The sequence below is a fragment of the Paracoccus sp. pheM1 genome (assembly GCF_018499825.1).
GTDB classification, from domain to species: Bacteria; Pseudomonadota; Alphaproteobacteria; order Rhodobacterales; family Rhodobacteraceae; genus Paracoccus; species Paracoccus versutus.
On the sequence record NZ_JAGXCX010000002.1, the window covers coordinates 1,012,501 to 1,036,659 of the forward strand.

21 protein-coding genes and 1 pseudogene are annotated in these 24,159 nt (G+C 67.8%); 11 read left to right on the plus strand and 11 right to left on the minus strand.

Features of this window, described 5'->3' with window-relative positions:
* Positions 1–240: 240 nt before the first annotated feature.
* From rpsI to KF941_RS19105, 3 genes are all read right to left on the minus strand, one after another.
* Positions 241–720: a 30S ribosomal protein S9 gene (rpsI, locus tag KF941_RS19095; RefSeq protein WP_036749038.1), complete on the minus strand. Its 480-nt coding sequence runs from the start codon at positions 718–720 to the stop codon at positions 241–243.
* Positions 721–723: 3 nt separating this feature from the next.
* A complete protein-coding gene (gene rplM, locus KF941_RS19100; protein WP_214274244.1) occupies positions 724–1,188 on the minus strand; it encodes a 50S ribosomal protein L13 in 465 nt (154 codons plus the stop codon).
* 150 nt (positions 1,189–1,338) lie between these two features.
* Positions 1,339–1,761, minus strand: coding sequence for a PaaI family thioesterase (locus KF941_RS19105; RefSeq protein WP_036749037.1), 423 nt, complete (start codon positions 1,759–1,761; stop codon positions 1,339–1,341).
* An 84-nt stretch (positions 1,762–1,845) separates the two neighbouring features.
* Between KF941_RS19105 and KF941_RS19110 the strand changes: the two genes are divergently transcribed.
* Entirely contained in the window at positions 1,846–2,646 is an 801-nt protein-coding gene (locus KF941_RS19110; protein WP_116220419.1) for an enoyl-CoA hydratase, read from the plus strand.
* A gap of 11 nt (positions 2,647–2,657) precedes the next feature.
* On the opposite strand, the gene KF941_RS19115 is transcribed toward KF941_RS19110, so the two are convergent.
* The 6 genes from KF941_RS19115 to KF941_RS19140 form a co-directional block, all read right to left on the minus strand.
* Positions 2,658–3,401: a cytochrome c biogenesis protein CcdA gene (locus KF941_RS19115; protein WP_036749030.1), complete on the minus strand. Its 744-nt coding sequence runs from the start codon at positions 3,399–3,401 to the stop codon at positions 2,658–2,660.
* A gap of 77 nt (positions 3,402–3,478) precedes the next feature.
* Entirely contained in the window at positions 3,479–6,163 is a 2,685-nt protein-coding gene (locus KF941_RS19120; protein ID WP_214274245.1) for a ribonuclease E/G, read from the minus strand.
* 553 nt (positions 6,164–6,716) lie between these two features.
* Entirely contained in the window at positions 6,717–8,042 is a 1,326-nt protein-coding gene (locus KF941_RS19125) for a sigma-54 dependent transcriptional regulator (RefSeq protein WP_036749029.1), read from the minus strand.
* Between the two features lie 19 nt (positions 8,043–8,061).
* Positions 8,062–9,855, minus strand: coding sequence for an ATP-binding protein (locus tag KF941_RS19130; RefSeq protein WP_036749022.1), 1,794 nt, complete (start codon positions 9,853–9,855; stop codon positions 8,062–8,064).
* Positions 9,856–9,919: 64 nt separating this feature from the next.
* Complete coding sequence (gene purQ, locus KF941_RS19135; RefSeq protein ID WP_214274246.1) at positions 9,920–10,588, minus strand: phosphoribosylformylglycinamidine synthase subunit PurQ; 669 nt, start codon at positions 10,586–10,588, stop codon at positions 9,920–9,922.
* A 240-nt stretch (positions 10,589–10,828) separates the two neighbouring features.
* Positions 10,829–12,043, minus strand: coding sequence for an NADP-dependent isocitrate dehydrogenase (locus tag KF941_RS19140; protein ID WP_116220422.1), 1,215 nt, complete (start codon positions 12,041–12,043; stop codon positions 10,829–10,831).
* Positions 12,044–12,114: 71 nt separating this feature from the next.
* Between KF941_RS19140 and KF941_RS19145 the strand changes: the two genes are divergently transcribed.
* Positions 12,115–12,654, plus strand: a complete 540-nt coding sequence (locus tag KF941_RS19145; RefSeq protein ID WP_214274247.1) for a hypothetical protein — start codon at positions 12,115–12,117, stop codon at positions 12,652–12,654.
* Here the strand turns inward: KF941_RS19145 and KF941_RS19150 are convergent.
* Both KF941_RS19150 and KF941_RS19155 read right to left on the minus strand, forming a co-directional pair.
* A pseudogene (locus KF941_RS19150) lies at positions 12,651–13,800 on the minus strand (HD domain-containing protein). The gene KF941_RS19145 and the pseudogene KF941_RS19150 overlap by 4 nt on opposite strands.
* Before the next feature lie 36 nt (positions 13,801–13,836).
* Positions 13,837–14,496 (minus strand): alpha/beta hydrolase, encoded by a 660-nt coding sequence (locus tag KF941_RS19155; protein WP_036749011.1) that lies wholly within the window; start codon positions 14,494–14,496, stop codon positions 13,837–13,839.
* Positions 14,497–14,661: 165 nt separating this feature from the next.
* Between KF941_RS19155 and KF941_RS19160 the strand changes: the two genes are divergently transcribed.
* From KF941_RS19160 to KF941_RS19200, 9 genes are all read left to right on the plus strand, one after another.
* Entirely contained in the window at positions 14,662–15,120 is a 459-nt protein-coding gene (locus KF941_RS19160; RefSeq protein WP_024845794.1) for an Rrf2 family transcriptional regulator, read from the plus strand.
* Between the two features lie 3 nt (positions 15,121–15,123).
* Positions 15,124–16,149, plus strand: coding sequence for a Gfo/Idh/MocA family oxidoreductase (locus KF941_RS19165; RefSeq protein ID WP_214274248.1), 1,026 nt, complete (start codon positions 15,124–15,126; stop codon positions 16,147–16,149).
* Between the two features lie 123 nt (positions 16,150–16,272).
* Positions 16,273–17,379 (plus strand): carboxynorspermidine decarboxylase, encoded by a 1,107-nt coding sequence (locus tag KF941_RS19170; RefSeq protein ID WP_214274249.1) that lies wholly within the window; start codon positions 16,273–16,275, stop codon positions 17,377–17,379.
* 46 nt (positions 17,380–17,425) lie between these two features.
* Positions 17,426–18,649 carry a saccharopine dehydrogenase family protein gene (locus tag KF941_RS19175; protein WP_214274250.1) on the plus strand — a complete coding sequence of 408 codons (1,224 nt, stop codon included), beginning with the start codon at positions 17,426–17,428 and terminating at the stop codon, positions 18,647–18,649.
* A gap of 109 nt (positions 18,650–18,758) precedes the next feature.
* Positions 18,759–20,093, plus strand: a complete 1,335-nt coding sequence (locus KF941_RS19180) for an AI-2E family transporter (RefSeq protein WP_114536015.1) — start codon at positions 18,759–18,761, stop codon at positions 20,091–20,093.
* A gap of 71 nt (positions 20,094–20,164) precedes the next feature.
* On the plus strand, positions 20,165–21,178 hold the full coding sequence (locus tag KF941_RS19185; protein WP_036749313.1) for a GlxA family transcriptional regulator: 1,014 nt from the start codon (positions 20,165–20,167) through the stop codon (positions 21,176–21,178).
* Positions 21,179–21,259: 81 nt separating this feature from the next.
* Complete coding sequence (locus KF941_RS19190) at positions 21,260–21,712, plus strand: hypothetical protein (protein ID WP_036748988.1); 453 nt, start codon at positions 21,260–21,262, stop codon at positions 21,710–21,712.
* 219 nt (positions 21,713–21,931) lie between these two features.
* Positions 21,932–23,107, plus strand: coding sequence for a toxic anion resistance protein (locus KF941_RS19195; RefSeq protein ID WP_214274251.1), 1,176 nt, complete (start codon positions 21,932–21,934; stop codon positions 23,105–23,107).
* Complete coding sequence (locus KF941_RS19200; protein WP_214274252.1) at positions 23,104–24,132, plus strand: DUF2927 domain-containing protein; 1,029 nt, start codon at positions 23,104–23,106, stop codon at positions 24,130–24,132. Before KF941_RS19195 ends, KF941_RS19200 begins: the two co-directional genes overlap by 4 nt.
* Positions 24,133–24,159 lie beyond the last annotated feature (27 nt).

Sequence of the window (24,159 nt, forward strand, 5' to 3'; positions counted from 1 at the left end):
TGAAAAATCTCAAGGCAATGATTTTCTGTCATTTTTCTGTCGCAGATTCGGGCAGATAATGCCCGCCTGGCCGCGCTTGCAGGCAGGCGGCAAAGCCCTGCACCGTGCCGGGCGCCCGTTTTCGCCCCGAGTCGGCCGCGGATTCGGCGCCGCGACTCGCTGGACCGGGCCAAGGCCGGGGCGCAAAACGAAAAACGCGGCCCCAAAGGGACCGCGTTTCGCATCGCATGGAAGCAGGGATCAGCGCTTCGAGAACTGGAACGAGCGGCGGGCCTTCGCCTTGCCGTATTTCTTGCGCTCGACCACGCGCGAGTCGCGGGTCAGGAAGCCGGCCGCCTTCAGCGCGGCGCGCAGGCTGGGCTCGTGCAGTTGCAGCGCCTTCGAGATGCCGTGCTTGACCGCACCGGCCTGGCCCGACAGGCCGCCGCCGGCAACCGTGGCATAGACGTCGTACTGGCCCGAGACGCCGGCCACTTCGAAGGGCTGGCGCAGGATCATCTGCAGCACCGGACGGGCGAAATATTCCGCGATGTCCTTGCCGTTCACGACCACCTTGCCCGAACCCGGCTTGACCCAGACGCGGGCGACCGCGTCCTTGCGCTTGCCGGTGGCATAGGAGCGGCCCAGCGAATCGCGCTGCGCCTCGCGAACCGGAGCGGCCGCCGGGGCAGCCGTCGCGACCGATTTCAGATCGTCGAGGGTTTTGATGTCTTCGGCCATGGCTTACGCGCTCCGGGTATTCTTGGCGTTCATGGACTTGACGTCCAGCACTTCGGGCTGCTGAGCTTCGTGCGGATGCTCGGCGCCGGCATAGACGCGCAGGTTGGTCATCTGCTTCTTGCCCAGCTTGTTGCGCGAGATCATGCGCTCGACGGCCTTGATCACCACGCGCTCGGGGTGGGCGCCTTCCAGCACCTGCCGCGCGGTGCGGTGCTTGATGCCGCCCGGATGGCCGGTGTGCCAGTAGTATTTCTTGGCGTCGCGCTTGTCGCCGGTCATCTGCACCTTGTCGGCGTTGACGATGATGACATTGTCGCCCATGTCCATGTGCGGGGTGAAGGTCGGCTTGTGCTTGCCACGCAGGCGCATCGCGACGATCGAGGCAAGACGGCCCAGAACGACGCCCTCGGCGTCGATCAGGATCCACTTCTTCTCGATTTCCGCCGGTTTCGCGGTATAGGTTTTCATCTGTCGGTCCCTTTGGGGGCTGTAATTCGAGATGGGCGTATATCGGCAAAAGCCGGGCGCAGGTCAAGGGCGCGATGCCTGGAATCCGGCAGCCATATCAATGACTTGTGAAATAGGTATCAAAATACCGCAAAACAACCCCCGCCCACATCAGCGTTTCGGCGGAATCGCATAGGTCATCGAGCAGCGCGCCACCGGCTCCTCGGTCCCGTCCGAACGGATCAGCACCTCGCCCACGGCCAGCATGCGGCCCAGCTTGAGGATGCGGCAATCGGCCAGCAGGTCGCGCCCCGCCTCGGGCTTGCGCATGAAGTCGATCGAGGCATTGGTGGTCACGGCCAGCGCCACCTCGCCGATGCGGGCCAGGATGGCCAGGTAGATCGCCACGTCGGCCAGCGCGAACATGGACGGGCCGCTGACGGTCCCGCCGGGGCGCAGGTGCCGGTCGTCCACCTTCAGCCGCGCGGTCAGCCCCGTCTCGTCCAGCGATTCCACCCGCACCTGGCCCGCGATCTGCGGAAATGCCCGGTCCAGAAATTCGTTCAGCGCCTCGCGGCCCATTGCCAATGCCATGCTTCCCCCCTGCCGGAACGGCGGCTAGACTGCCCGGCAAAGCCCGGTAAAGACAAGCCGCGCCGTGGCGTCAGGAGGAATGGCATGAAGGATGGAAACCCCCAGCCGCTGGTGCTGCGCCAGGACGACGGCCCCGTTGCGCGCCTGATCCTGAACAGCCCGATGAATTACAACGCGCTGTCCACGGCGATGATCGACGCGCTGTCCGATGCGCTGGACGAGATCGCGGCGGAGGACGCCATCCGGGTGGTGGTGCTGGCCGCGCGCGGCAAGGCGTTCTGCGCCGGCCACGACCTGCGCGAGATGCAGGGCGCCCGCAATGACGAGGATGACGGCCGCGCCGCCTATGAACGGCTGTTCTCGCGCTGCGCCCAGATGATGCAGAAGCTGCCGGCCCTGCCCCAGCCCGTCATCGCCGAGGTGCAGGGCATCGCCACCGCCGCCGGCTGCCAGCTGGTCGCCAGCTGCGACATGGCCGTGGCGGCCGAGGGCGTGCGCTTTGGCGTGAACGGGGTGAACATCGGGCTGTTCTGCTCGACCCCGATGGTGGCGCTGACCCGCGCCATTCCGCCGCGCGCCGCCTTCGAGCTGCTGGTGACGGGCGAATTCATCGACGCCCGGCGGGCGCACGAGCTGGGCCTGGTGAACCGCGTCGCCGCGCCCGCGGCACTGGAGGCCGAGACGATGGCCCTGGCCCGCGGCATCGCCGCCAAGCTGCCCGCCGCCGTGCGCATGGGCAAGCGCGCCTTCCACGCGCAGCGCAACCTGGGCCTTGCGGATGCCTATGAGACCGCGGGCGCGGTGATCTGCGAGAACCTGCTGCTGCCCGACACGGCCGAGGGCATCCAGGCCTTCCTGGAAAAGCGCCCGCCCAACTGGGATTGACCGAACTGGGATTAACCCAGCGCGGCCAGCCAGGGAAAGGTTTCCAGCAGCCAATAGGCAAAGGTCGGGAAGGCGCCGGTCAGCAGCGCCGCCCCGACCACGACCAGCAGCACGCCCATCATGCGCTCGATCAGCTTCAGATGCGGCTTGATGCGGTTCATCACCCCGATGGCGCGGTTGACGAAGATGGCCGACAGCAGAAAGGGAATGCCCAGCCCCAGCGCATAGACCGCCAGCAGCGCCGCGCCGCGCCCGGCCTCGGCCCCGGTGGCGGCCAGCGACAGGATCATGCCAAGCTGCGGCCCGATGCAGGGCGTCCAGCCAAAGGCAAAGGCCAGTCCCAGGATATAGGCCCCCAGCGACGAGCCGCCCTTGTCGCCGGCATCCAGCCGCGCCTCGGTATCCAGGAAGGGGATGCGGATGATGCGCAGGAAATGCAGGCCCATGATGATGACCACCACCCCGGCCCCGCGCGCCAGCCAGTCCTGCCATTGCAGGAACATCCGGCCAAAGGCCGATGCCGCCATGCCCATCAGCAGGAAAACCGTCGAAAGCCCCAGCACGAAGAACAGCGCCGGCACCACCGCGCTGCGTTCGCCCGTCTTCAGCCCGCCAACGCCGACCCCCGTCATATAGGCCAGATAGGGCGGCACCACCGGCAGGACGCAAGGCGACAGGAAGGACAGGATCCCGGCCAGCAGCGCGACCGTCGCGGCGGGCAGAAAGGCGGCGTCTGCAAGCTCGATTCCCAACATGTCCGGCACCTTGGCTCATGGAAAGGGCGCGGGAAAGCCCCGCGCCCGTAACGCTTTCGTGGGAAGGCTGCGACAGATCAGCCCAGGGACCACCAGCCGCGACGCTTGGGACGCGCCGACTCTTCGTTCGCGGCAGCTGGAGCCGGCTCGGGCATGGGCGCCGGTGCCGGCACGGCCTCGGGTGCAACGGTCGATTCGGCCTCCGCCACGGCGGTCTCGTGCTCCGCGGCCTCGGGTTCCGCGGCTGCGGCTTCCTCGGCGTCGGTCGCCACGGGTCCGGCAGCTTCCGCCTCCGCCTCGGCCTCGGCCGCCTGATCGGCAGCAGCCTCGGCAATCGGCTCCTCGGCCTGCGCATCCTGCGCAGCATCCGCCGACGCGGCCTCCGCGACAGGCTCCGCGACAGGCTCGACCGCCTCGACGGCAGGCCCGGCCTCGACACCCGCCTGCGGCGCGTCCGCGGCGGCGTCGCTCGGCTCTTCCGTCTTGCGGCGGCGGGTCCGGGTGCGGCGGCGCGGCTTCTCGGCGGCTTCGGCCGCATTCTCGGCCTCGGCCACCACTTCGGCCACGACCTCGGCCGGCGTCACCTCGGCTTCGGCGGGCTGCTCGGCCGGCTCGGCTTCAGAGGCCGCATCCTCGGCACCCTCCTCGGCGTGATCCGAACCGTCCTCGGTATGGGACGCCTCGCCCTCGCCGTTCTTGCCGCCGCGGCGACGCCGGCGGCGACGCCGGCGCTTGCTGCCGTTCTCGCCCCCCTCGCCATGCTCGCCGCCCTCGGCATGGCTGTCCTCGGCGCGGTCTTCCTCCTCGGCGATCTCCTCGACCTCGTCCTCGGCCGGCTCCTCGTCGTCGATCTGCGCCATCAGCCGGGCATCGACCGAAACCACGGGCGAGACCACCTCGGGCACGTTGCGGGTCGCGGTCTTGAACTTCTCGATGGCGTAATCGGGCGAGATCAACGCCGGATCGGCCTCGACCCGGACCGACAGCCCATAGCGCGCCTCGATATTGGCGATATGCTCGCGCTTGGCGTTCATCAGGAAGTTCGCCACCGCGACCGGCGCCTTGACCAGCACCTCGCGGGACCGCTTGCGGGTGCCCTCTTCCTCGATGGCGCGCAGGATGGTCAGCGCCAGGCTGTCGTCCGAACGGATCAGCCCGGTGCCGTGGCAATGCGGGCAAGGCTGCGTGGTCGATTCCAGCATGCCCGGCCGCAGGCGCTGGCGCGACATCTCCATCAGGCCGAAGCCCGAGATGCGCCCGACCTGGATGCGCGCCCGGTCGGTCTTGAGCTTGTCCTTGAAGCGCTTCTCGACGGCGGCGTTGTTCTTGCGCTCCTCCATGTCGATGAAGTCGATGACGATCAGCCCGGCCAGGTCACGCAGGCGCAGCTGGCGGGCGATTTCCTCGGCGGCCTCCAGGTTCGTCTTCAGCGCGGTGTCCTCGATCGAGCCTTCCTTGGTGGCCCGGCCCGAGTTCACGTCGATGGCGACCAGCGCCTCGGTGACGCCGATGACGATATAGCCGCCGGATTTCAGCTGCACGACCGGGTTGAACATGCCGGCCAGATAGCTTTCCACCTGATAGCGCGCGTAAAGCGGCATCGGATCGGTGTAATGCTTCACGTTCTTGGCATGGGACGGCATGATCATCTTCATGAAGTCCTTGGCCGTGCGATAGCCGCGCTCGCCCTCGACCAGGACCTCGTCGATCTCCTTGCTGTAGAGATCGCGGATCGTGCGCTTGATCAGGTCGCCTTCCTCATAGATCGGCGCGGGCGCGATGGACTTGAAGGTCAGCTCGCGGATCTGTTCCCACAGCCGCATCAGGTATTCGTAGTCGCGGCGGATTTCCGTCCGCGTCCGCTGGCTGCCGGCGGTGCGGATGATCAGCCCGGCGCCTTCCGGCACCTCCAGCTCGCTGGCGATCTCCTTCAGCTTCTTGCGGTCGGCGGCATTGGTGATCTTGCGGGAAATCCCGCCGCCGCGCGCGGTATTGGGCATCAGCACGCAATAGCGGCCGGCCAGCGACAGATAGGTGGTCAGCGCGGCGCCCTTGTTGCCCCGCTCCTCCTTGACGACCTGGACCAGCATGATCTGCCGGACCTTGATCACCTCCTGGATCTTGTAGCGGCGCGCGCGGGGCTTGCGGGGGGGCGAGATCTCCTCGGCCACATCCTCCTCGGCGACCGATTCGATGCCGTCGTCCTCGGCGGCGTCATCGCCTGCCGGCTCGTCGGCTGCATCGGGGGCGACCGCGGCCGCATCCTCGGCCGTCGCCAGCGGTGCGGCCTCGGCCACGGCCACCGCAAGATCCTCGCCCCCCGCGGCCTCGCCTTCCGAGGGGTCCAGCACGGCCATCCCCGCGATCTCGTCCGAGACCACGACGGCATCGCCGCTGTCGGCGGCGGCGGCCTTGGCCGGCTTGCGGCGGCGCGGGCTGCGCTTCTTCTCGCCCTCGTCGGCCTCGGCGGCGGCGGCCTGGCGCTCTTCCTCGATCAGCGCCTTACGGTCGGCGGCGGGGATCTGGTAGTAATCGGGATGGATCTCGGCAAAGGCCAGGAAGCCGTGGCGATTGCCGCCGTAATCCACGAAGGCGGCCTGCAGCGAGGGTTCGACCCGCGTCACCTTGGCCAGGTAGATGTTGCCAGCAAGCTGCCGCTTGTTGACCGTCTCGAAATCAAATTCCTCGACTTTGGTTCCATCCACCACGACAACCCGAGTTTCCTCGGAATGCGTGGCGTCGATCAGCATTTTCTTTGACATGTTTCCGTCTTTCGGGCCGCCGGACCGGCCCGCACGGTGGCGGGGGCAAGGTTCGGCTGCCGCATGAGAGGACAGCGAAAGCCGCACCGCCAGCAGCAATCGCGGCGGCCGGGGAACCCCCCTGCCACCGTTGCCGATCAAGCTGCGTTGCGCGATCCATCGCGTCTGTTTACCTTTCTTGGCCCATCCCGCTCGCGCGGTCGGGGCTGCGATCTACGGTCGCCCAGAGGCCCCCTGGGGGCGTGGGCAGGATTTTCCGCGCGTGGCACCACCGGCACTTTTCAGGTGTCGCGGCTGGCTGGCGCGCTGCGAAACTGGCGAGGTCGAGCAACCATTGGTTGTGGCGCCCACCCTACAGGGGCAAGATAGCGGGGAAGGGCGCGCCGTTACAATCTGTTTTTGGTCAAAGCGCCGGGATTTGCCGATCCGCCCATCCCGCCCGCCCCCCGGCAGGGGCGCGCCGCGGCAGGCAAATCCCCAGGCCAGATCCCGCGCCCCGGCTATTTCTCCGTTCCCCAAATACCCATGTCCGACCGGGCCGGAGGCGTGCCGCTCACAGGTAATCGCTGCGGCTCAGCCCGTATTTCGCCATCTTCTCGTTCAGCGTCCGGCGCGGCAGACACAGCTCGTCCATGACCGCGGCGATGCTGCCCTTGTGGCGGCGCATGGTATTGTCGATCAGCATCTTCTCGAAACTCTCGACATATTCCTTGAGCGGCTTGCCCTCGGTCGTGGTCGCCTCCTGCGTATCCTCGCCGTCGGCCATCAGCAGCGAGGCGATGGATCCCGAGCCGCGGCGGTTCTGCAAGACCGCGCGCTCGGCCACGTTGATCAGCTGGCGCACATTGCCCGGCCAGGGCGCCTGCAACAGCTGCGCCGCCTCCTGCGCCGTCACCTGCGGCGGCTCGCAGCCGTATTCCTCGGCGAATTGCTCGGTCATGCGGGTGAACAGCGTCAGGATGTCCTCCCCGCGCGAACGCAGCGGCGGCAGGGTGATCTTCAGCGCGGTCAGGCGATAGAACAGGTCGGGACGCAGCGAATCCTCGGCCCGGCGCCCCTCGCCGCGGGCGTTGGAAATGGCGATGATCCGGGTCTCGGCCGGGCTGCCCTGCTCGGCGATGAAGGCCAGAAGCCGCGCCTGCAGGGGATCGGACAGCGCCTCGATGTCCTCCAGGCACAGCGTGCCGCCGCGGGCCTCCTCGACCGCGGGCAGCCCGCTCTCGACCGGGCCGAACAGCTTGGCCGAAAGGATCTCGTCACTATAGGCCGCGCAGGAGATCGGCACGAATTTCTTCGAGGCGCGCGGCCCCACCGCGTGCAGCGCATGGGCGACCAGGGTCTTGCCGGTGCCGGTCTCGCCGTCGATCAGCACATGGCCGTCGGCCTGGCCCAGGTCCAGGATGTCCTCGCGCAGCCGGTCCATGACCGGGCTCGATCCGATCAGCTTGGACATGACCTGCTGGCCCTCGGACAGGTCGCGGCGCAGGGCGCGGTTGTCCAGCGTCATGCGCCGGGCCTGGGTCGCCTTCTTGACCAGCTCGGTCAGCCGCTCGGGGTTGAAGGGCTTTTCCATGAAGTCCATGGCGCCGATGCGCATGGCCTCGACCGCCATCGGCACGTCGCCATGGCCGGTGATCATGATGACCGGCAGGCCCGAATCGATGCCCATCAGCCGCTTGAGAAAGGCCATCCCGTCCATGCCCGGCATGCGGATGTCGGAAATCACCACCCCCGGCCAGTCGGCGCCGATCGCCTTCAGCGCCTCTTCGGCGGTGGCGAAGGTCTCGGCGTCGAAGCCCGACAGCGCCAGCCACTGGCTGATGGATTCGCGCATGTCCGGTTCATCGTCCACGACGGCTATCTTCAAAGTGCGGCTCATGGGCCTTTACCTCTTTTCTTCATTCCGCCGCCAGCCGCGTCCCGGCCTTGTGGCCGGGATCGTGCAGCGGCAGCTCAAGTTCGAATACGGCGCCCCTGCCCCCCTCGTCCGAGGCGTTATGCGCCGTCAGACGCCCGCCGAAATCGGCCGCGATCCCGGACGAGATCGCCAGCCCCAGGCCGGTCCCCTCTCCGGGCTTCTTCGTGGTGAAGAAGGGTTCAAACAGATTTTCCAGATCCGATACACCCGGACCGTTGTCGCGCACGGACAAGAATGCGTGAGAGCCGGCGCTGACGGTGATCTCGATCGCCGGGTCGCGCAGGCCCTTGATCGCATCGACCGCGTTGCGCAGCAGGTTGATGATGATCTGCTCCAGCCGGATGCGGTCGCAATAGACCATGACCGGATAGCGCGGGATGTTGCGCTGCAGGCGGATGGTGCGGCTTCGCAGCTGCGGCTCCATCATCACCAGCGCGCTCGACAGCGCGGCGCGCAGGTCCACCGGCTCAAAGGCCTCGCCGCCCTTCCTGGCATAGGATTTCAGCTGCCGGGTGATGGCGCCCATGCGCTCGACCAGGTCGTCGATGCGCTGGAAGCTCGACAGCGCCTCCTCGGCCCGGCCGCGCTGCAACAGAAGCCGCGCCCCGGCCAGATAGGTCTTCATCGCCGCCAGCGGCTGGTTCAGCTCGTGGCTGACGCCCGCCGACATCTCGCCCAGGGCCGCGAGCTTGCTGGACTGCTGCACGGTCTGCTCGGCCACGCGCAATTCCTTCTGCATCCGCTCGCGCTCGGCGATCTCGCGCGTCAGGCGCAGGTTCAGCGCCCGCAGGTCGGCCGATTCGCGCATCCAGGCCGCCGATTCCACCCGCGCCCGGCGCGACAGCAGATAGAACACCGCCGCCAGCAGGATGGCAAAGCCCATGATGACCATGGCCAGCACCGCATTCACCCGCTCGCGCACCGACTCGTAGGTGGTGAAGGCGATCATCTTCCAGCCGCGGAAGGGGATGCGGGTCTCGGACTGCATCACCGCGCGGCCCTGCACATAGGCGTCGGCCGGGGTCGCCGCCCAATCCGCCGTGACCTGGAAGGCCCGGGCGATGGCCGAGGGCGCCGAGCGCACCGCCAGGGCCTCGGGCAGGGTCAGCCCGCGCCAGCGCGGCTCGGTCGACAGGATGATCTGCCCCTCGCTGTCCGTCACCGCGATCGCATCGGAAATCCCCGCCCATGACCGCACCAGCCGGGTCAGGTCCGCCCCCACCACGACCACGCCCAGCGTGCGCCCGTCCGACATGACGGTGCGGGAATAGGTGAACTCATAGGCCCCCTGCGGCGAAGGCGAGACGGTGAACACCGTGTCCCGCGACCGCAGCGCCTCGACGAAGAACGGCTCCTGCACGTAATTGGTGCCGATCAGGTTGCGGTCGGTCGAGCCCACGACCCGCCCCGAGGCGTCCAAGAGCTTGATCGAGGCCGCCGCGATCTCCTTCTGGGCCGAGATCAGCCGCGCCGAGGTGCCCGAGAAATCATTGCCCGACAGCGCCGAGATCAGCGCCGGGTCGCGCGCCAAGAGCAGGGGCACCACCGAGGTGCGCTGCAATTCCGACAGCAGGTTGCCGGTATAAAGCGCCGAGCGCAATTCGGTGCGCACCCGCGTCGTCTCGGAAAACCGCGCCGTCAGCCAGGCATTGGTGAACCAGATCGTGCCCGCGGCCACGACCAGCAGCACGGCGATCACGCCGCGCAGTCCCCAACGGCTGGTCAGACCCGCCCTGCCTTCCGGGAACCCGATGGAACTGTCTTCCTCTCGCATGAGCCTCCGGCACCGCCCTCGTAAGGGTCGATGCAGTCTAGTGCGCGAAAGAGCGCCGCTCAAGTCAGGCCGCGACAAGCTCCTGCATCAGCGAGGCAAAAAGCCTCGCGCCATCGGTGCCGCCATGGGCCGGATCGGCGGCGCGCTCGGGATGGGGCATCATGCCCAGCACCCGGCGGTTCTCCGACAGCACCCCGGCGATATCCTCGACCGAGCCGTTGATGCCCGGCGCATAGGTAAAGGCGATCCGGTCCTGGTCCGTCAGCGCCGCCAGCCCCTCGGCGTCGATCTGGTAGTTGCCGTCGTGATGGGCGACCGGCACCCGGATCTCCTCGCCCGCCCGATAGGCGGCGGTAAAGGGGCAGGCCGCGGTCGCGACCCGCAGCACCGCCTCGCGGCACAGGAACCGCAGCCCGGCATTGCGCATCAGCGCGCCGGGCAGCAGGTTCAGCTCGGTCAGCACCTGGAAGCCGTTGCAGATGCCCAGCACATAGCCGCCCCGCGCCGCATGGGCCTTGATCGCGCCGGCGATGGGCGAATGCGCGGCGATGGCGCCGCAGCGCAGGTAGTCGCCAAAGGAAAACCCGCCCGGCACCGCGACCAGGTCGGTGCCCGCCGGCAGCGCCTCGTCCTTGTGCCAGACCCGCACGACCTCGGCGCCCGCCTGCTGCAGGGCGACGGCCAGGTCGCGATCGCAATTCGATCCGGGAAAGGTGATGACGGCAGCTTTCATGGCGGGCCTCCGGGATTATGCCTCGCGCTTCCCATACTCCAGTCCGCGCCGCGTGTTAAGCGGCTTTGCACCGCCCCCGGATTTCTTCGTTCCCCAAATACCCAAGAATCCGCGACGCAGCGCCGCCGCCGGCCTCCTGCCCGCTTCACCGTTTCCCAACTCCGCCGGAATCCGCGCCGATCACGCGAAAAGGGCCGGGATCCCTCCCGGCCCTCGCAATCCGACATCTTTCCGGCCGGATCAGCCCGCCAGCGCCTTGTTCAGGTATTCGTCGACCTTTTCCAGATAGCCCATGGTGGTCAGCCATTTCTGGTCCGGCCCGACCAGCAGCGCCAGGTCCTTGGTCATGTGGCCGTCCTCGACCGCCTGCACCGTGACCTTCTCCAGCGTCTCGACGAAATTCATCAGCGCGGCGTTGCCGTCCAGCTTGGCGCGGTGCTTCAGCCCGCCGGTCCAGGCAAAGATCGAGGCGATCGAGTTGGTCGAGGTCTGGTTGCCCTTCTGGTGCTCGCGGTAATGCCGCGTCACCGTGCCATGCGCGGCCTCCGACTCGACGATCTTCCCGTCCGGCGTCATCAGCACCGAAGTCATCAGCCCGAGGCTGCCGAAACCCTGCGCGACCGTATCCGACTGCACGTCGCCGTCGTAGTTCTTGCAGGCCCAGACATAGCCGCCCGACCATTTCATCGCCGAGGCGACCATGTCGTCGATCAGGCGATGCTCGTAATGGATGCCCTTCTTCTTGAACTCGGCCTCGAACTCTTCCTCGTAGACCTTCTGGAACAGGTCCTTGAAGCGGCCGTCATAGGCTTTCAGGATGGTGTTCTTGGTCGAGAGATAGACCGGATAGCCGCGGTTCAACCCGTAGTTCATCGAGGCGCGGGCGAAGTCGATGATCGACTGGTCGAGGTTGTACATCGCCATGGCCACGCCGGCGCCGGGGGCCTGGTAGACCTCGTGCTCGATGGTCTCGCCATCCTCGCCGACGAACTTGATCGTCAGCCTGCCCTTGCCGGGAAAGAGGAAATCGGTGGCCTTGTACTGGTCGCCGAAGGCGTGGCGACCGACGACGATGGGCTGGGTCCAGCCGGGGACCAGGCGCGGCACGTTCTTGCAGATGATCGGCTCGCGGAAGATCACGCCGCCCAGGATGTTGCGGATGGTGCCGTTGGGCGATTTCCACATCTTCTTCAGGCCGAATTCCTCGACCCGCGCCTCGTCGGGGGTGATGGTGGCGCATTTCACGCCGACGCCGTATTGCTTGATCGCCTCGGCCGCGTCCACGGTGATCTGGTCCTGGGTGCGGTCGCGCTCCTCGATGCCCAGGTCGTAGTATTTCAGGTCGATGTCCAGATAGGGCAGGATCAGTTTCTGCTTGATGAAGTCCCAGATGATCCGGGTCATCTCGTCGCCGTCGAGCTCGACGACGGGGTTCTCTACCTTGATCTTCGACATGGGTGGTCCCTTCGATTAGGATTCGGCTCGGCCGCGCTATAGCGGCATTCCGAACGAAAGGAAAGCCCGGTATGCCATGGTATGCCGACGATGCCGCGGCCCGCGCCGAGTGGCGGCGCAAGACGCGCAAAGCCCTGGCGGAAATCCGCGCCGAGCGGGCCGCGCCCGGTTTCGCCCCCCTGGTCCCGCCGTTCCACCTGCGCGTCTATGGCGACTGCGCTGCCGAGGCGGTCTGGCTCTGCGACGACCAGGGATGCTTCGACATCGCCCCCGCCACCCTGCCGGTTCCGGCCAGCCTGGCGGCGCGCTGCCGGCTCTGGGCCGATTGCTACGAAACGCACGAGAACGCCTGGTTCGACCACCATCATGTCAAGGACTGGCCCGCGCCGCCCTTCGATCACTTCAAGGCGATCAACCTGCGCGGCTTCTTCCTGGCCTGCGCGATCAAGCGCGCCCTGCCGGGTTGCCGGATCGAGTTCCTGGACGAATACCGCAGCCTGCCCTGGCGCGACTACAGCCCGGACGAACGGGGCGAAAAGCCGCCCTTCCTGATCGAGATCACCGCCGAAACCCTGCGCCACGAGGCAGCAAGCCGGGGTTTGAAACGCTAGCCGCCGGTTCTTGCGGTGAAATACACCTGCGCGCTTTCGCTGAGCCAGTGCCACAGCGTCGGCGCGCCGCGTTCGATGCGCAGGCCCACGCGCTCGACCAGCTGGGCATAGGTCACGCGGTATTCCGCCCAGGTGCCGCCGCCCGAAGCGATGTTCTGCATCACCGGCTGCGCCCGGTCCAGCGACTTGGCAAAGAGACTTGGCAAAGACCGCGTCGGGGGTCTCGTTCGCCTCGAACTCGGCCCAGAGCGCGCGCAATTCAACCCCCTGGGGCGCGGGTAGCAGGCCGAAGATCCGTTCGGCCGCCTCGGCCTCGGCCTGCAATTGCGCGGTGCCGTGATGGGCGGCGCCGTTCTGGGCGTGGATCGGCACGTCGCCGGTGTCGATCTCGACCAGGTCGTGGATCAGCAGCATGCGGATCACCCGGCCGATCTCCACCGCCGGCCTGGCATGGGGCGCCATGACCAGCGCGTAAAGCGCCAGGTGCCAGCTGTGCTCGGCGCTGTTCTCGCGCCGCGAGCCGTCGCAAAGCAGGCTGGCGCGCAGCACCGATTTCAGCCGGTCGACCTCGGCCAGGAAGGCCAGGCGCTGCGCCAGTTCGCCGCAGGGCGCGCAACCCTCCAGCAGGGCCTGCGCCGCCTCCATCGCCTCGGGCCATTCCGCCCAGAGCCGCCGGGCGCGGCCCGAGGTCATGTTGTCGCGCACGATGGCGACATGATCGGCCAGGGGCTCGGGCGCGCAAAGCACCTGGAACAGCGGCTGGACATGGTCCATGCGCTTGGCCATGCGGGCATCCGGGCTTTCGCCCGCCTCGAACTCCTGCCACAGGGCCATCAGCGCCTCGCCGCCCGGCAGCATGCCGAACAGCCGGCGCGCCGCGGCTTCCTCGGCCGCCTGCACGGCGGCCATGTCATGGGCCAGGTGGATCGGATGGTCGCCGCAGTCGATCTCGACCAGGTCGTGCAGCAGCAGCATGGCGATGGCGCGGTCCGAGGCGCCGAAGACCAGCGCATAGAGCGCGACGTGCCAGCTGTGCTCGGCGCTGTTTTCCGGCCGCGACAGGTCCATCAGCACATTCGCCCGCTCGACCGATTTCAGCCGGTCGGCCTCGGTCAGGAAGGCAAAGCGCAGGGTCAGGTCGGTCATGGCAAAGCCCCAGGCCGGCCGGGCCGGCCCGGTTCCCTATCGCGTGTTCTCGGTCAGGCGGCGGCGCACATAGGCCTGCACCGTGTCGATCATCGGCTTCATATGCGCCTCGTCGTCGCGGAAGAAATGGTCCGCGCCCTCGATCTCCTCATGGGTGATGGTGATGCCCTTCTGCTCGCGCAGCTTGCCGACCAGCGCATGGGTGTCCTTGGGCGGCGCCACGCGGTCGGCGGTGCCGTTGATGATCAGCCCCGAGGAGGGGCAGGGCGCGAGGAACGAGAAGTCATACATGTTCGCCGGCGGCGCGACCGAGATGAAGCCGGTGATCTCGGGCCGCCGCATCAGAAGCTGCATGCCGATCCAGGCGCCGAAGCTGAAGCCCGCGACCCAGCAATGCTTGGAATTGGGGTTCATCGCCTGCAGGTAGTCCAGCGCCGAGGCGGCATCCGACAGCTCGCCGATGCCCTGGTCGAACTCGCCCTGGCTGCGGCCGACGCCGCGGAAGTTGAACCGCATGACGGTGAAGCCCATGCGGTGGAAGGCATAGTGCAGGTTGTAGACGACCCGGTTGTTCATCGTCCCGCCATATTGCGGATGCGGGTGCAGGATGATGGCGATGGGGGCGTCGGGCGCGGCTTGCGCGTGATAGCGGCCTTCCAGACGACCTTCGGGACCGGGGAAAATCAGTTCGGGCATGGGCTTCCTTTGAAACTCGGGTTCCTTGACCCTGTGACGGCGCGGCTCTAGATCGTCAATCTGGGAAGCGCGCCCGACATAGGCAAGACGCATTCAAGGACGGCGCCGGGGAATTAGCCCCTGGCTTACGCGTCGTCAATGGTTTGCGGCTGGAGGAGAGGCAAGATGAAACTGTCCACCAAGGGACGTTACGCAATGGTCGCCCTGGTCGACCTGGCCATCGCCAAGGGCGACGAGTTGACCTCGCTGGCCGAGATCTCCAAGCGGCAGGACATCTCGCTGCCCTATCTGGAGCAGCTCTTCGTCCGCCTGCGCCGGGCCGGGCTGGTCGATTCGGTGCGCGGGCCGGGCGGCGGCTACCGGCTGGCCAAGGCGCCCGAGACGATCCGCGTCGCCGATGTGCTGGAGGCGGTGGACGAAACCGTCAGCGCGCTGCATGTCGGCGCCGGCGCCTCGGGCGGGGTCTCGGGCTCGCGGGCGCAGACGCTGTCGAACCGGCTGTGGGAAAGCCTGTCGGCGCATGTCTATGTGTTCCTGCACAACCACACGCTGGCGGACGTGGCCCGCAACCAGCTGCTGCCCTGCCCCGCCCTGCCCAAGATCCTGTCGATCGTGGACGACTAGGCCATGCGGGTGCTGGTCGCCGGCCTGGGCAACATGGGGCGCAGCCACGCGCTGGCCTGGCTGAAGCAGCCGGGGGTCGAGATCGTCGGCCTGGTCAACCGCTCGCCCGTGGACCTGCCGCCCGAACTGGCCGCGATCCCGCAAAGCCAGGACTTCCACGAGGCGCTGCACCGCCTGCGCCCCGACGTGGCGGTGATCGCCACCTATTCCGACAGCCATGCCGAATATGCCATCGCCGCCATGCGGGCGGGCGCGCATGTCTTCGTCGAAAAGCCCCTGGCCACCACGGTCGAGGACGCCCGCCGCGTGGCCGAATGCGCGGGCGAGACCGGCCGCAAGCTGGTCGTCGGCTACATCCTGCGCCACCATCCCAGCTGGCAGCGCCTGATCGCCGAGGCGCGCGCATTGGGCGGGCCCTATGTCTTCCGGCTGAACCTGAACCAGCAAAGCTCGGGCCCGACCTGGCAGGTCCACAAGGCGCTGATGCGCACCACGCCGCCCATCGTCGATTGCGGCGTGCATTACGTCGACGTCATGTGCCAGATCACCGACGCGCCGCCGGTCGAGGTGCGGGGGATGGGCCTGCGCCTTTCGGACGAGATCGCGGCGGACATGTACAACTACGGCCATTTCCAGGTGCTGTTCCAGGACGGCTCGCTGGGCTGGTACGAGGCGGGCTGGGGGCCGATGATGTCCGACACCGCCTTTTTCGTGAAGGACGTGGTCAGCCCGCGCGGCGCCGTCAGCATCCGCATGCCCCAGGACGCGCGCTCGGACGACATCGACACCCATACCCGCACCGCGACCCTGCGCCTGCACCGCGTCGGAGAACCGGACCACGACATCTCGATGCGCGACGAACCCGGCCACCAGCAGCTTTGCGACGCCGAGGCCGCCTTCATGGCCCGCGCCATCGCCGGGGACATGGACCTGGAGCGGCACATGCGCGACGCGGTCTCCTCGCTCGCCGTTTGCCTGGCCGCGGACGAATCGGTGCGCACGGGCCAGCCGGTGCGATTGCGCATCTGACGCACCCGTCCATCGCACCCGCCGTCACACGCCCGTCACGCTTTCTTGCGAAATGCGGCCCGTGGCCCTAAATGAGCCATTCGTTTTCCGCTTTCACGGTCGCAAGGCCAGAGGTTCCGCGCCATGTCCGATCTGCAGACGCCCTATTACCTGATCGACCTTGCGAAGCTGCGGGTGAACATGGAGCGAATCCGCTATCTGCGCCAACGCTCGGGCGCGAAATGCCTTCTGGCGCTGAAATGCTTCGCCACCTGGTCGGCCTTCGACTTCATGCGCGACTTCATGGACGGCACCACCTCTTCCTCGCTGTTCGAGCTGCGGCTGGGGCACGAGGAATTCGGCAAGGAAACCCACGCCTATTCCGTCGCCTGGGCCGATCACGAGATCGACGAGGCGCTGGGTTACGCCGACAAGATCATCTTCAACAGCCTGGGCCAGCTCGACCGTTTCGGGGCCAAGGCGGCCGGGCGCGGCATCGCCATGGGGCTGCGGCTGAACCCGCGCTTCTCGACCTCGGGCTTCGACCTGGCCGACCCGGCCCGCCCCTTCTCGCGGCTGGGCGAATGGGATCTGAACCGGCTGGAGGCGGCGCTGGATCGCATCTCTGGCGTGATGATCCACTACAATTGCGAGAATGCCGATTTCGAGCTGTTCGACGCGCAGCTGGGCCGGATCGAGGCCGAGTTCGGCGGCTTCCTGGAAAAGCTCGACTGGGTCAGCCTTGGCGGCGGCATCCATTTCACCGGCGAAGGCTATCCGCTGGACCGGCTTGCCGACCGGCTGCGGGCGTTCTCGGAGCGCTTCGGCGTGCAGGTCTTCCTGGAACCGGGCGAGGCCAGCATCACCCGCTCGACCTCGCTGGAGGTGACGGTGCTGGACACCATCCACCACGGCAAGGACGTGGCCATCGTCGACTCGAGCATTGAGGCGCATATGCTCGACCTGCTGATCTATCGCGAAACCGCCAAGCTGCCGCAGGACGGCGAGCATCCCTGGCAGGTCGCGGGCAAGACCTGCCTCGCGGGCGACATCTTCGGCGAGGGCCGCTTTCCCCGGCCGCTGAAGGTCGGCGACCGCATCAGCATCGCCGATGCCGGCGGCTATACCATGGTCAAGAAGAACTGGTTCAACGGCGTGGCCATGCCCTCGATCACGATCCGGGACGAGGACGGAACGATCCGCCTGGTCCGCCGGTTCACCTATGACGACTACAAAGCCAGCCTGTCCTGAACAGGCGCAAGCCATCCCCTTTCCCAGCCCCGAAAAGGAGACTGAATTGGCCAAGAACGTGCTCATCATCGGCGCCGGCGGCGTCGCCCAGGTGGTCGCGCATAAGGTGGCGCAGAACGCCAAGGAATTCGGAGCGCTGCATATCGCCAGCCGAACCGTGTCCAAGGCCGAGAAGATCATCGCGAGCATTCGTGAGAAAGGCCATTCGGTCGCATTCACCGCCCATCCGCTGGACGCCATGGACAGCGCCGCCGTGGCCGCGCTGATCCGCCAGATCGACGCCGGCATCGTCATCAACGTCGGCTCGGCCTTCGTCAACATGACCGTGCTGCAGGGCTGCATCGAGACCGGCGCCGCCTATATCGACACCGCGATCCACGAAGACCCGGCCAAGATCTGCGAGACGCCGCCCTGGTATGCCAACTACGAATGGAAGCGGCGCGAGGATTGCGAGAAGGCCGGCGTCACCGCCATCCTGGGCGCGGGCTTCGATCCCGGCGTGGTCAACGCCTATGCCCGGCTGGCCGAGGACGAATATTTCGACAAGATCGACTCGATCGACATCGTCGACATCAACGCCGGCAGCCATGGCCGCTGGTTCGCGACCAATTTCGACCCCGAGATCAACTTCCGCGAATTCACCGGCACCGTCTATTCCTGGCAGGGCGGCGAATGGCGGCAGAACCAGATGTTCGAGGTCGGCCGCGAATGGGATCTGCCCGTCGTCGGCAAGCGCACCGCCTACCTGTCCGGCCATGACGAGGTCCACAGCCTCTCGGCCCGCTACAAGGACGCCGACGTGCGCTTCTGGATGGGCTTCGGCGAGCATTACATCAACGTCTTCACCGTGCTGAAGAACCTCGGCCTGCTTTCCGAGCAGCCGGTCACGACCGCCGAGGGGCTGGAGGTCGTGCCGCTGAAGGTGGTCAAGGCCGTGCTGCCCGACCCGGCCAGCCTGGCGCCCGACTACGAGGGCAAGACCTGCATCGGCGACCTGGTCAAGGGCACGCTGGACGGCAAGCCGGGCGAGGTCTTCATCTACAACGTCGCCGACCACAAGGACGCCTATAACGAGGTCGGCAGCCAGGGCATCAGCTATACCGCGGGCGTGCCCCCGGTCGCAGCGGCGATCCTGGTCGCGCGCGACACCTGGGACGTGAAGCGCATGGTCAATGTCGAGGATCTGCCCGCCCGCCCCTTCCTGGAGCTGCTGGGCGACCTGGGCCTGCCCACCCGCGTCATCGACGCCTCGGGCGACCACCCGCTCTAGGCACGGCCCGGACGGCTTGCCGAAAACGCCCGCGGCGGGGGAACCCGGCCGCGGGCCTGGCGTTTCCCTCGGCGCCGCACGAGGGGCGCGGAACGAGGGGAGGGGACGCATGCCGCCAGATCAGGAACGCCGCAGCCACATGTTTCCCTTTTCCGCCCCCACCGACAAGGGCGTGGCCAAGGTGGCGAACTGGGCGGTGATCGGCATCTTCCTCATCCTGCTCTTCAGCTTCTTCGCGCAAGCGCGCAGCTTCCTGATGCCGGTGACGCTGGCGATCCTGCTGTTCTTCGTCTTCGTGCCCTTCCGCCGGCTGATGGAGCGGCTGGGCATCGGCGCCATCGTTACTGCCGCCATCGTCTCGCTGGGGCTGGTGGTGGCGGTGGTGCTGATCGGCTTCGTCATCTCGGGCCCGGCCAACCGGCTGATCGAGAACGCGCCGCAGATCACCGAGCGGCTGGAACAGCGCTTTACCGAGATCCGCAGCAATTTCCGCGGCCTGGAGCGCGCCGCCGAAAAGATCGACGAGATCGCCGGCGGCGGTTCCTCCCCGCCCGAACCGGCCACGCCGCCCGGTGAAACCTTGCCCGACGCGACGCTGACCGGCACGCTCAGCGCGATCCCCGCCCCCGGCGCGCCGCAGCCGCCCGACCAGCAGATCCAGGTCGAGGTGAACGCCACCCCCGAGACCTCGACGCTGGCCAGCGCGCTGGACCTTGGGCCGGCGCTGGTCGGGCAGATCATCTTCACGCTGTTTTTGCTGTTCTTCCTGATCTCCTCGGGCGACCTGCTTTACCTCAAGATCGTGCAGAGCTTCGATTCCATGCGCGAAAAGCGCGCGGCCTACCTGGCGCTGCGCGAGATCGAGGACAGCCTGGGCACCTATCTTGGCGCGATCACCCTGATCAACGCCTGCCTGGGGCTGGCCATCGGGCTGGCGATGTGGGCTTGGGGCATGCCCAGCCCGGTGCTGTTCGGGCTCGCGGCCTTCCTGCTGAACTTCATCCCCTACCTGGGCTCGGTCGCCGGCATCATCATCGCGACGCTGGTCGGGGTCTTCGTCTTCGACGACCTGTTCACGCCGCTGATGGTCGGCCTGACCTATCTGGGCCTGACCGCGCTGGAAGGCCAGCTCATCACCCCCTATTTCGTCTCGCGCCGCCTGCAGCTGAATACGGTGGTGGTGTTCCTGACCGTCGCGCTCTGGGCCTGGCTCTGGTCGGTGATCGGCATGATCGTCGCCGTGCCGTTGCTGGTGGTGATGCGGGTTCTGGCCGAACACATCCCCGGCCTGCAGAAATTCGGCAATTTCCTGGCCGGCGAGGATCCGCCCGCGCTGGAGGACGAGGACGAGGAAGAGGCGCGCGAACTGGTCGAGGCCGGCGACGAGGCCGAGGATGCGGCCCAGGCCTCGGCGGCCACCATGGTCCTGGCCACCAAGGATTGATCGCGCCGGCTCTGGATAAATGGCGAAAACATGGCATGATCGCGACGCCATCCATGGACGAATCGCGACAGATGCCCGAACACGACCCCTCGCCCGACCCGAACCAGCCGCGACTGCGCATCGGCTTCGTGCTGACGCCGCGCTTCACGCTGTCGGCCTTTGCCACGTTCGTGGACGTGCTGCGGCTGGCGGCCGACGACGGCGACGGCTCGCGGCCGATCCGCTGCCGCTGGCGCGTGCTCTCGCCCGACATGGCGCCGGTGCAATCCTCCTGCGGCATGCGCATCGAACCCGAGGAGCGGCTGGGCGACCCCACCCGCTTCGACTACATCATCACCGTCGGCGGGCTGATCGACGGGGGGCCGGGCCTTTCGCCGGACCAGGCCGCCTTCCTGCGCCGCGCCGCCCTGGCGCGGGTGGCGCTTGGCGGGCTTTGCACCGGGGTCTTCGCCATGGCCCGCATCGGGCTGATGGACGGCTATCGCTGCTGCGTCAGCTGGTTCCACCACCAGGATTTCCTGGCCGAGTTCGAGCGGATGCGCCCGGTCTCGGACCAGATCTTCGTGGTGGACCGCGACCGGATTTCCTGCTCGGGCGGGGTCAGCGCGGCGCATCTGGCCGCCTTCCTGGTCGACCGCCACCTGGGCCGCGCCGCCGCGCGCAAGGCGCTGTCGATCCTGATGATCGACGAGCCGATGGCCGGCGACCGCCCCCAGCCCGGCCTGCCGCTGGAACTCAATGCCCGCGACCCGCTGGTGCGCCGCGCGCTGCTGGCCATGCAGCAGAACCTGCATGCGCCGCTGTCCATCGCCCGCATCGCCAAGGATCTGGGCGTCGGGCGGCGCAAGCTGGAGCGGCATTTCAACGCCGACCTGGGCCTTCCGCCCGCCGATGCCTCGATCCGCATCCGGCTGGCGCAGGCGCGCATGCTGCTGGCGCGCACCGACCGCACCGTCACCCGCATCGCCGAGGAGACCGGCTTTTGCGACGCCTCGCACCTGATCCGCGTCTTCCGCGAGACCGAGGGCACCACGCCCGACCTCTGGCGCCAGAACCGCGTCCCCCTGGCGCAGGACGCGCCCTGACCGGCCGTTGCACGGCGCCATCCTGCAACGCGCCGTGCCGCGCCGGATAATGCGGCGCCATTCGGATGAGGAGAGGGTGAGATGCCGAACAAAGCCACAGTCAGGGGCGTTCTGATGGATGCGACGCTTGCGCCGATCGCGGCGGGCAAGATCGTCGCGACGCTTCAGGGCTCGGACATATTCGACGGCGGGCTGCGGGTGGTGACGCAGAAGGTCGAGGCGACGACGGATGCGCAGGGCGGCTGGTCGCTGGATCTGATCGTGAACGGCGAGGGCGAGCGGGCGGGCACGACCTGGACCATCGAGGGCTACAACCACTATGTCGCCAAGGTGTTCGAGGCGAAATCGCTGTTCCTGGCCTCGGCGCTGGCGACGACGCTGGGCGAGCTGGAGCGGACCAGCGCGCAGAACCTGCGGGCCGCGCGCGAGGGCAATGTGGCGCGGCTGATCACGGTTTCGGACCATGACCGCTACCTCGCGCTGCCCGAAAGCCAGCGCCGCCCGAACGACCTGGTTCTGGTCAAGCCGCAGTAGCGCCCCCGTCCGGGCGATGCGTGGCGGTCCCGCTGGCCGGGGCCGCCATTTTTCATGCGCGGCTGCCCGGCGATTCGCCACGCCGCGCGCCCGCTTTCCGGCAGGATGGCAACACCGGAAAGGCAAAGGGAACCTTCGCGCCGGCCTCTCGTTGAACTCGGCTGCAAACGGCCTATTCTGCAACCGGGCCCTTGTTCCATCACGAAAGGACGACGCCGGATGACCACCCAGACGCAGGCCAGCGCCCAAGCCGCCTTGGACGAGATCCAGACCGTGACCGCGGTCGTCCTGCCCGAACCCCCCGCCGCCGCGCCGACGCTGACCGAGGCCGAGCCCGCCATCGCCGAGGAGATCCGCAAGCGCATGGCCGAGGTCGACATCCGCGACTCGGGCTCGATCGTGCATTTCGGCGCCCGCGCCCAGAACGAGTTGCAGGAAATCAGCCAGGCGATGCTGGCGGACGTCAAGAACAAGGACGTCGGCCCCGCCGGCGAGTCGCTGCGCGAGATCGTGACCACCATCCGCGGCTTTTCCGTCAGCGAACTCGACGTGCGGCGCGAGCGCAGCTGGTGGGAAAGGCTGCTGGGCCGCACCGCGCCCTTTGCCAAGTTCGCGGCCAATTACGAAGAGGTGCAGGGCCAGATCGACCGCATCGCCATGGATCTGGACCAGCACCAGCACCGGCTGCTCAAGGACATCAGGTCGCTGGACCTGCTTTATGAGCGCACGCTGAACTTCTATGACGAACTGGCGCTCTACATCGCCGCGGGCGAGGAGAAGCTGGCGCAGATCGACCGCGACGAGATCCCCGCCAGGGAAGCCGCCGTCGAATCCGCGGCCGAGAACGACAAGGTCATGGCGGCGCAGGAGCTGCGCGACCTGCGCTCGGCCCGCGACGACCTGGAGCGGCGGGTCCACGACCTCAAGCTGACCCGGCAGGTGACGATGCAGTCGCTGCCCTCGATCCGGCTGGTGCAGGAAAACGACAAGTCCTTGGTAACAAAGATCAATTCTACGCTGGTGAACACCGTGCCGCTGTGGGAAACGCAGCTGGCCCAGGCCGTCACCATCCAGCGCAGCGCCGAGGCCGCCCGCGCGGTCAAGGAAGCCAACGACCTGACCAACGACCTCTTGACCGCCAACGCGAAGAACCTGCGCGAGGCCAATGCCCAGATCCGCACCCAGGTGGAGCGCGGCGTCTTCGACATCGAGGCGGTGCGCACCGCCAATGCCGAGCTGATCTCGACCATCGAGGACAGCCTGCGCATCGCCGACGAAGGCCGCACCCGCCGCGCCGCCGCAGAAGAGGATCTGAAGGTGATGGAGGCCGAATTGCGCAAGACCCTCGCCTCGGCCAGCGCCCGATCCGCAACCCCCGCAGCAAAGACGCCGTGACCCTGCCAGCCCGATCTCGCCTGCCCCTGTCCCTTGCGCTGGCCTTGCTGGCGCTGCTTGCCGCCTGCGCGCCCGAGCCGCCGGCCGAGGCGCCGCCCACCCCGGTCGAGGCCCCGCCGCCGCCCGAACGTCCCGACCCGCCGGTCGACCAGGCGGCCCTGCGCCGGGAACGCGCCGAAAGCGCCCGTGCCGCCACCGCCCGCGCCGAGGCCGCAGCCGCCTCGCCCGCCAGCCGCAACATGCGCGACTACCTCGCCGGCGTCGAGCAGGCGCTGATCGCCCGCGGCCGGCTGCGCATCGACAGCGGCGACGAAATCGCGCTGACCCCGGAAAAGCTGACCGACACCTTCATCGAGGTCGCGCTCTACGACGAATATGTGCGCGAGGGCGGCAAGCTGGTCTCGCGCCCCACGCCGGCGCCGCTGCGGCGCTGGCAGCAGCCGGTGCTGCTGCGGCTGGAATTCGGCGATTCGGTCGCCCCCGACCAGCGCGCCCGCGACCGCGCCGAGATCGCGGGCTTCGCCGCCCGGCTTGCCCGCATCAGCGGCCATCCGGTCGCGGTGACGGGCGGCGCCGGCAATGTCGCCGTGCTGATCCTGAACGAGGACGAACGCCGCGCCGTCGGCCCGCGCCTGGCCGCGCTGGTGCCCGGCATCCCGCCCGGCGACATCGCCGCGCTGCGCGACCTGGCGCCGCAGAACTATTGCACGGTCTTTGCCTATTCCAACGGCAATTCCCCGGTCTATGCCCAGGCGGTGGCGCTGATCCGGGCGGAACTGCCGCCGCGCCTGCGCCGCTCCTGCATCCACGAGGAACTGGCCCAGGGCATGGGGCTGGCCAATGACAGCCCGCGCGCGCGACCCTCGATCTTCAACGACAACGAGGAATTCGCCTACCTGACCCGGCATGACGAGCTGCTGCTGCAGATCCTCTACGACGCCCGGCTGCGTCCCGGCATGACCGAGGCCGAGGCCCGCCCCATCGTGCTGCAGATCGCCCGCGAATTGCTGGAGACCGAAGCATGAGCCGCCGTCCGGGGGCTTGACGCCGGG

What these genes read in the sequence shown, in the direction of transcription:
- rpsI (WP_036749038.1), bottom strand. Translation starts at nt 720, where the DNA reads ATGGCCGAAGACATCAAAACCCTCGACGATCTGAAATCGGTCGCGACG.
- rplM (WP_214274244.1), bottom strand. Translation starts at nt 1,188, where the DNA reads ATGAAAACCTATACCGCGAAACCGGCGGAAATCGAGAAGAAGTGGATC.
- KF941_RS19105 (WP_036749037.1), bottom strand. Translation starts at nt 1,761, where the DNA reads ATGGCATTGGCAATGGGCCGCGAGGCGCTGAACGAATTTCTGGACCGG.
- KF941_RS19110 (WP_116220419.1), top strand. Translation starts at nt 1,846, where the DNA reads ATGAAGGATGGAAACCCCCAGCCGCTGGTGCTGCGCCAGGACGACGGC.
- KF941_RS19115 (WP_036749030.1), bottom strand. Translation starts at nt 3,401, where the DNA reads ATGTTGGGAATCGAGCTTGCAGACGCCGCCTTTCTGCCCGCCGCGACG.
- KF941_RS19120 (WP_214274245.1), bottom strand. Translation starts at nt 6,163, where the DNA reads ATGTCAAAGAAAATGCTGATCGACGCCACGCATTCCGAGGAAACTCGG.
- KF941_RS19125 (WP_036749029.1), bottom strand. Translation starts at nt 8,042, where the DNA reads ATGAGCCGCACTTTGAAGATAGCCGTCGTGGACGATGAACCGGACATG.
- KF941_RS19130 (WP_036749022.1), bottom strand. Translation starts at nt 9,855, where the DNA reads ATGCGAGAGGAAGACAGTTCCATCGGGTTCCCGGAAGGCAGGGCGGGT.
- purQ (WP_214274246.1), bottom strand. Translation starts at nt 10,588, where the DNA reads ATGAAAGCTGCCGTCATCACCTTTCCCGGATCGAATTGCGATCGCGAC.
- KF941_RS19140 (WP_116220422.1), bottom strand. Translation starts at nt 12,043, where the DNA reads ATGTCGAAGATCAAGGTAGAGAACCCCGTCGTCGAGCTCGACGGCGAC.
- KF941_RS19145 (WP_214274247.1), top strand. Translation starts at nt 12,115, where the DNA reads ATGCCATGGTATGCCGACGATGCCGCGGCCCGCGCCGAGTGGCGGCGC.
- KF941_RS19155 (WP_036749011.1), bottom strand. Translation starts at nt 14,496, where the DNA reads ATGCCCGAACTGATTTTCCCCGGTCCCGAAGGTCGTCTGGAAGGCCGC.
- KF941_RS19160 (WP_024845794.1), top strand. Translation starts at nt 14,662, where the DNA reads ATGAAACTGTCCACCAAGGGACGTTACGCAATGGTCGCCCTGGTCGAC.
- KF941_RS19165 (WP_214274248.1), top strand. Translation starts at nt 15,124, where the DNA reads ATGCGGGTGCTGGTCGCCGGCCTGGGCAACATGGGGCGCAGCCACGCG.
- KF941_RS19170 (WP_214274249.1), top strand. Translation starts at nt 16,273, where the DNA reads ATGTCCGATCTGCAGACGCCCTATTACCTGATCGACCTTGCGAAGCTG.
- KF941_RS19180 (WP_114536015.1), top strand. Translation starts at nt 18,759, where the DNA reads ATGCCGCCAGATCAGGAACGCCGCAGCCACATGTTTCCCTTTTCCGCC.
- KF941_RS19185 (WP_036749313.1), top strand. Translation starts at nt 20,165, where the DNA reads ATGCCCGAACACGACCCCTCGCCCGACCCGAACCAGCCGCGACTGCGC.
- KF941_RS19190 (WP_036748988.1), top strand. Translation starts at nt 21,260, where the DNA reads ATGCCGAACAAAGCCACAGTCAGGGGCGTTCTGATGGATGCGACGCTT.
- KF941_RS19195 (WP_214274251.1), top strand. Translation starts at nt 21,932, where the DNA reads ATGACCACCCAGACGCAGGCCAGCGCCCAAGCCGCCTTGGACGAGATC.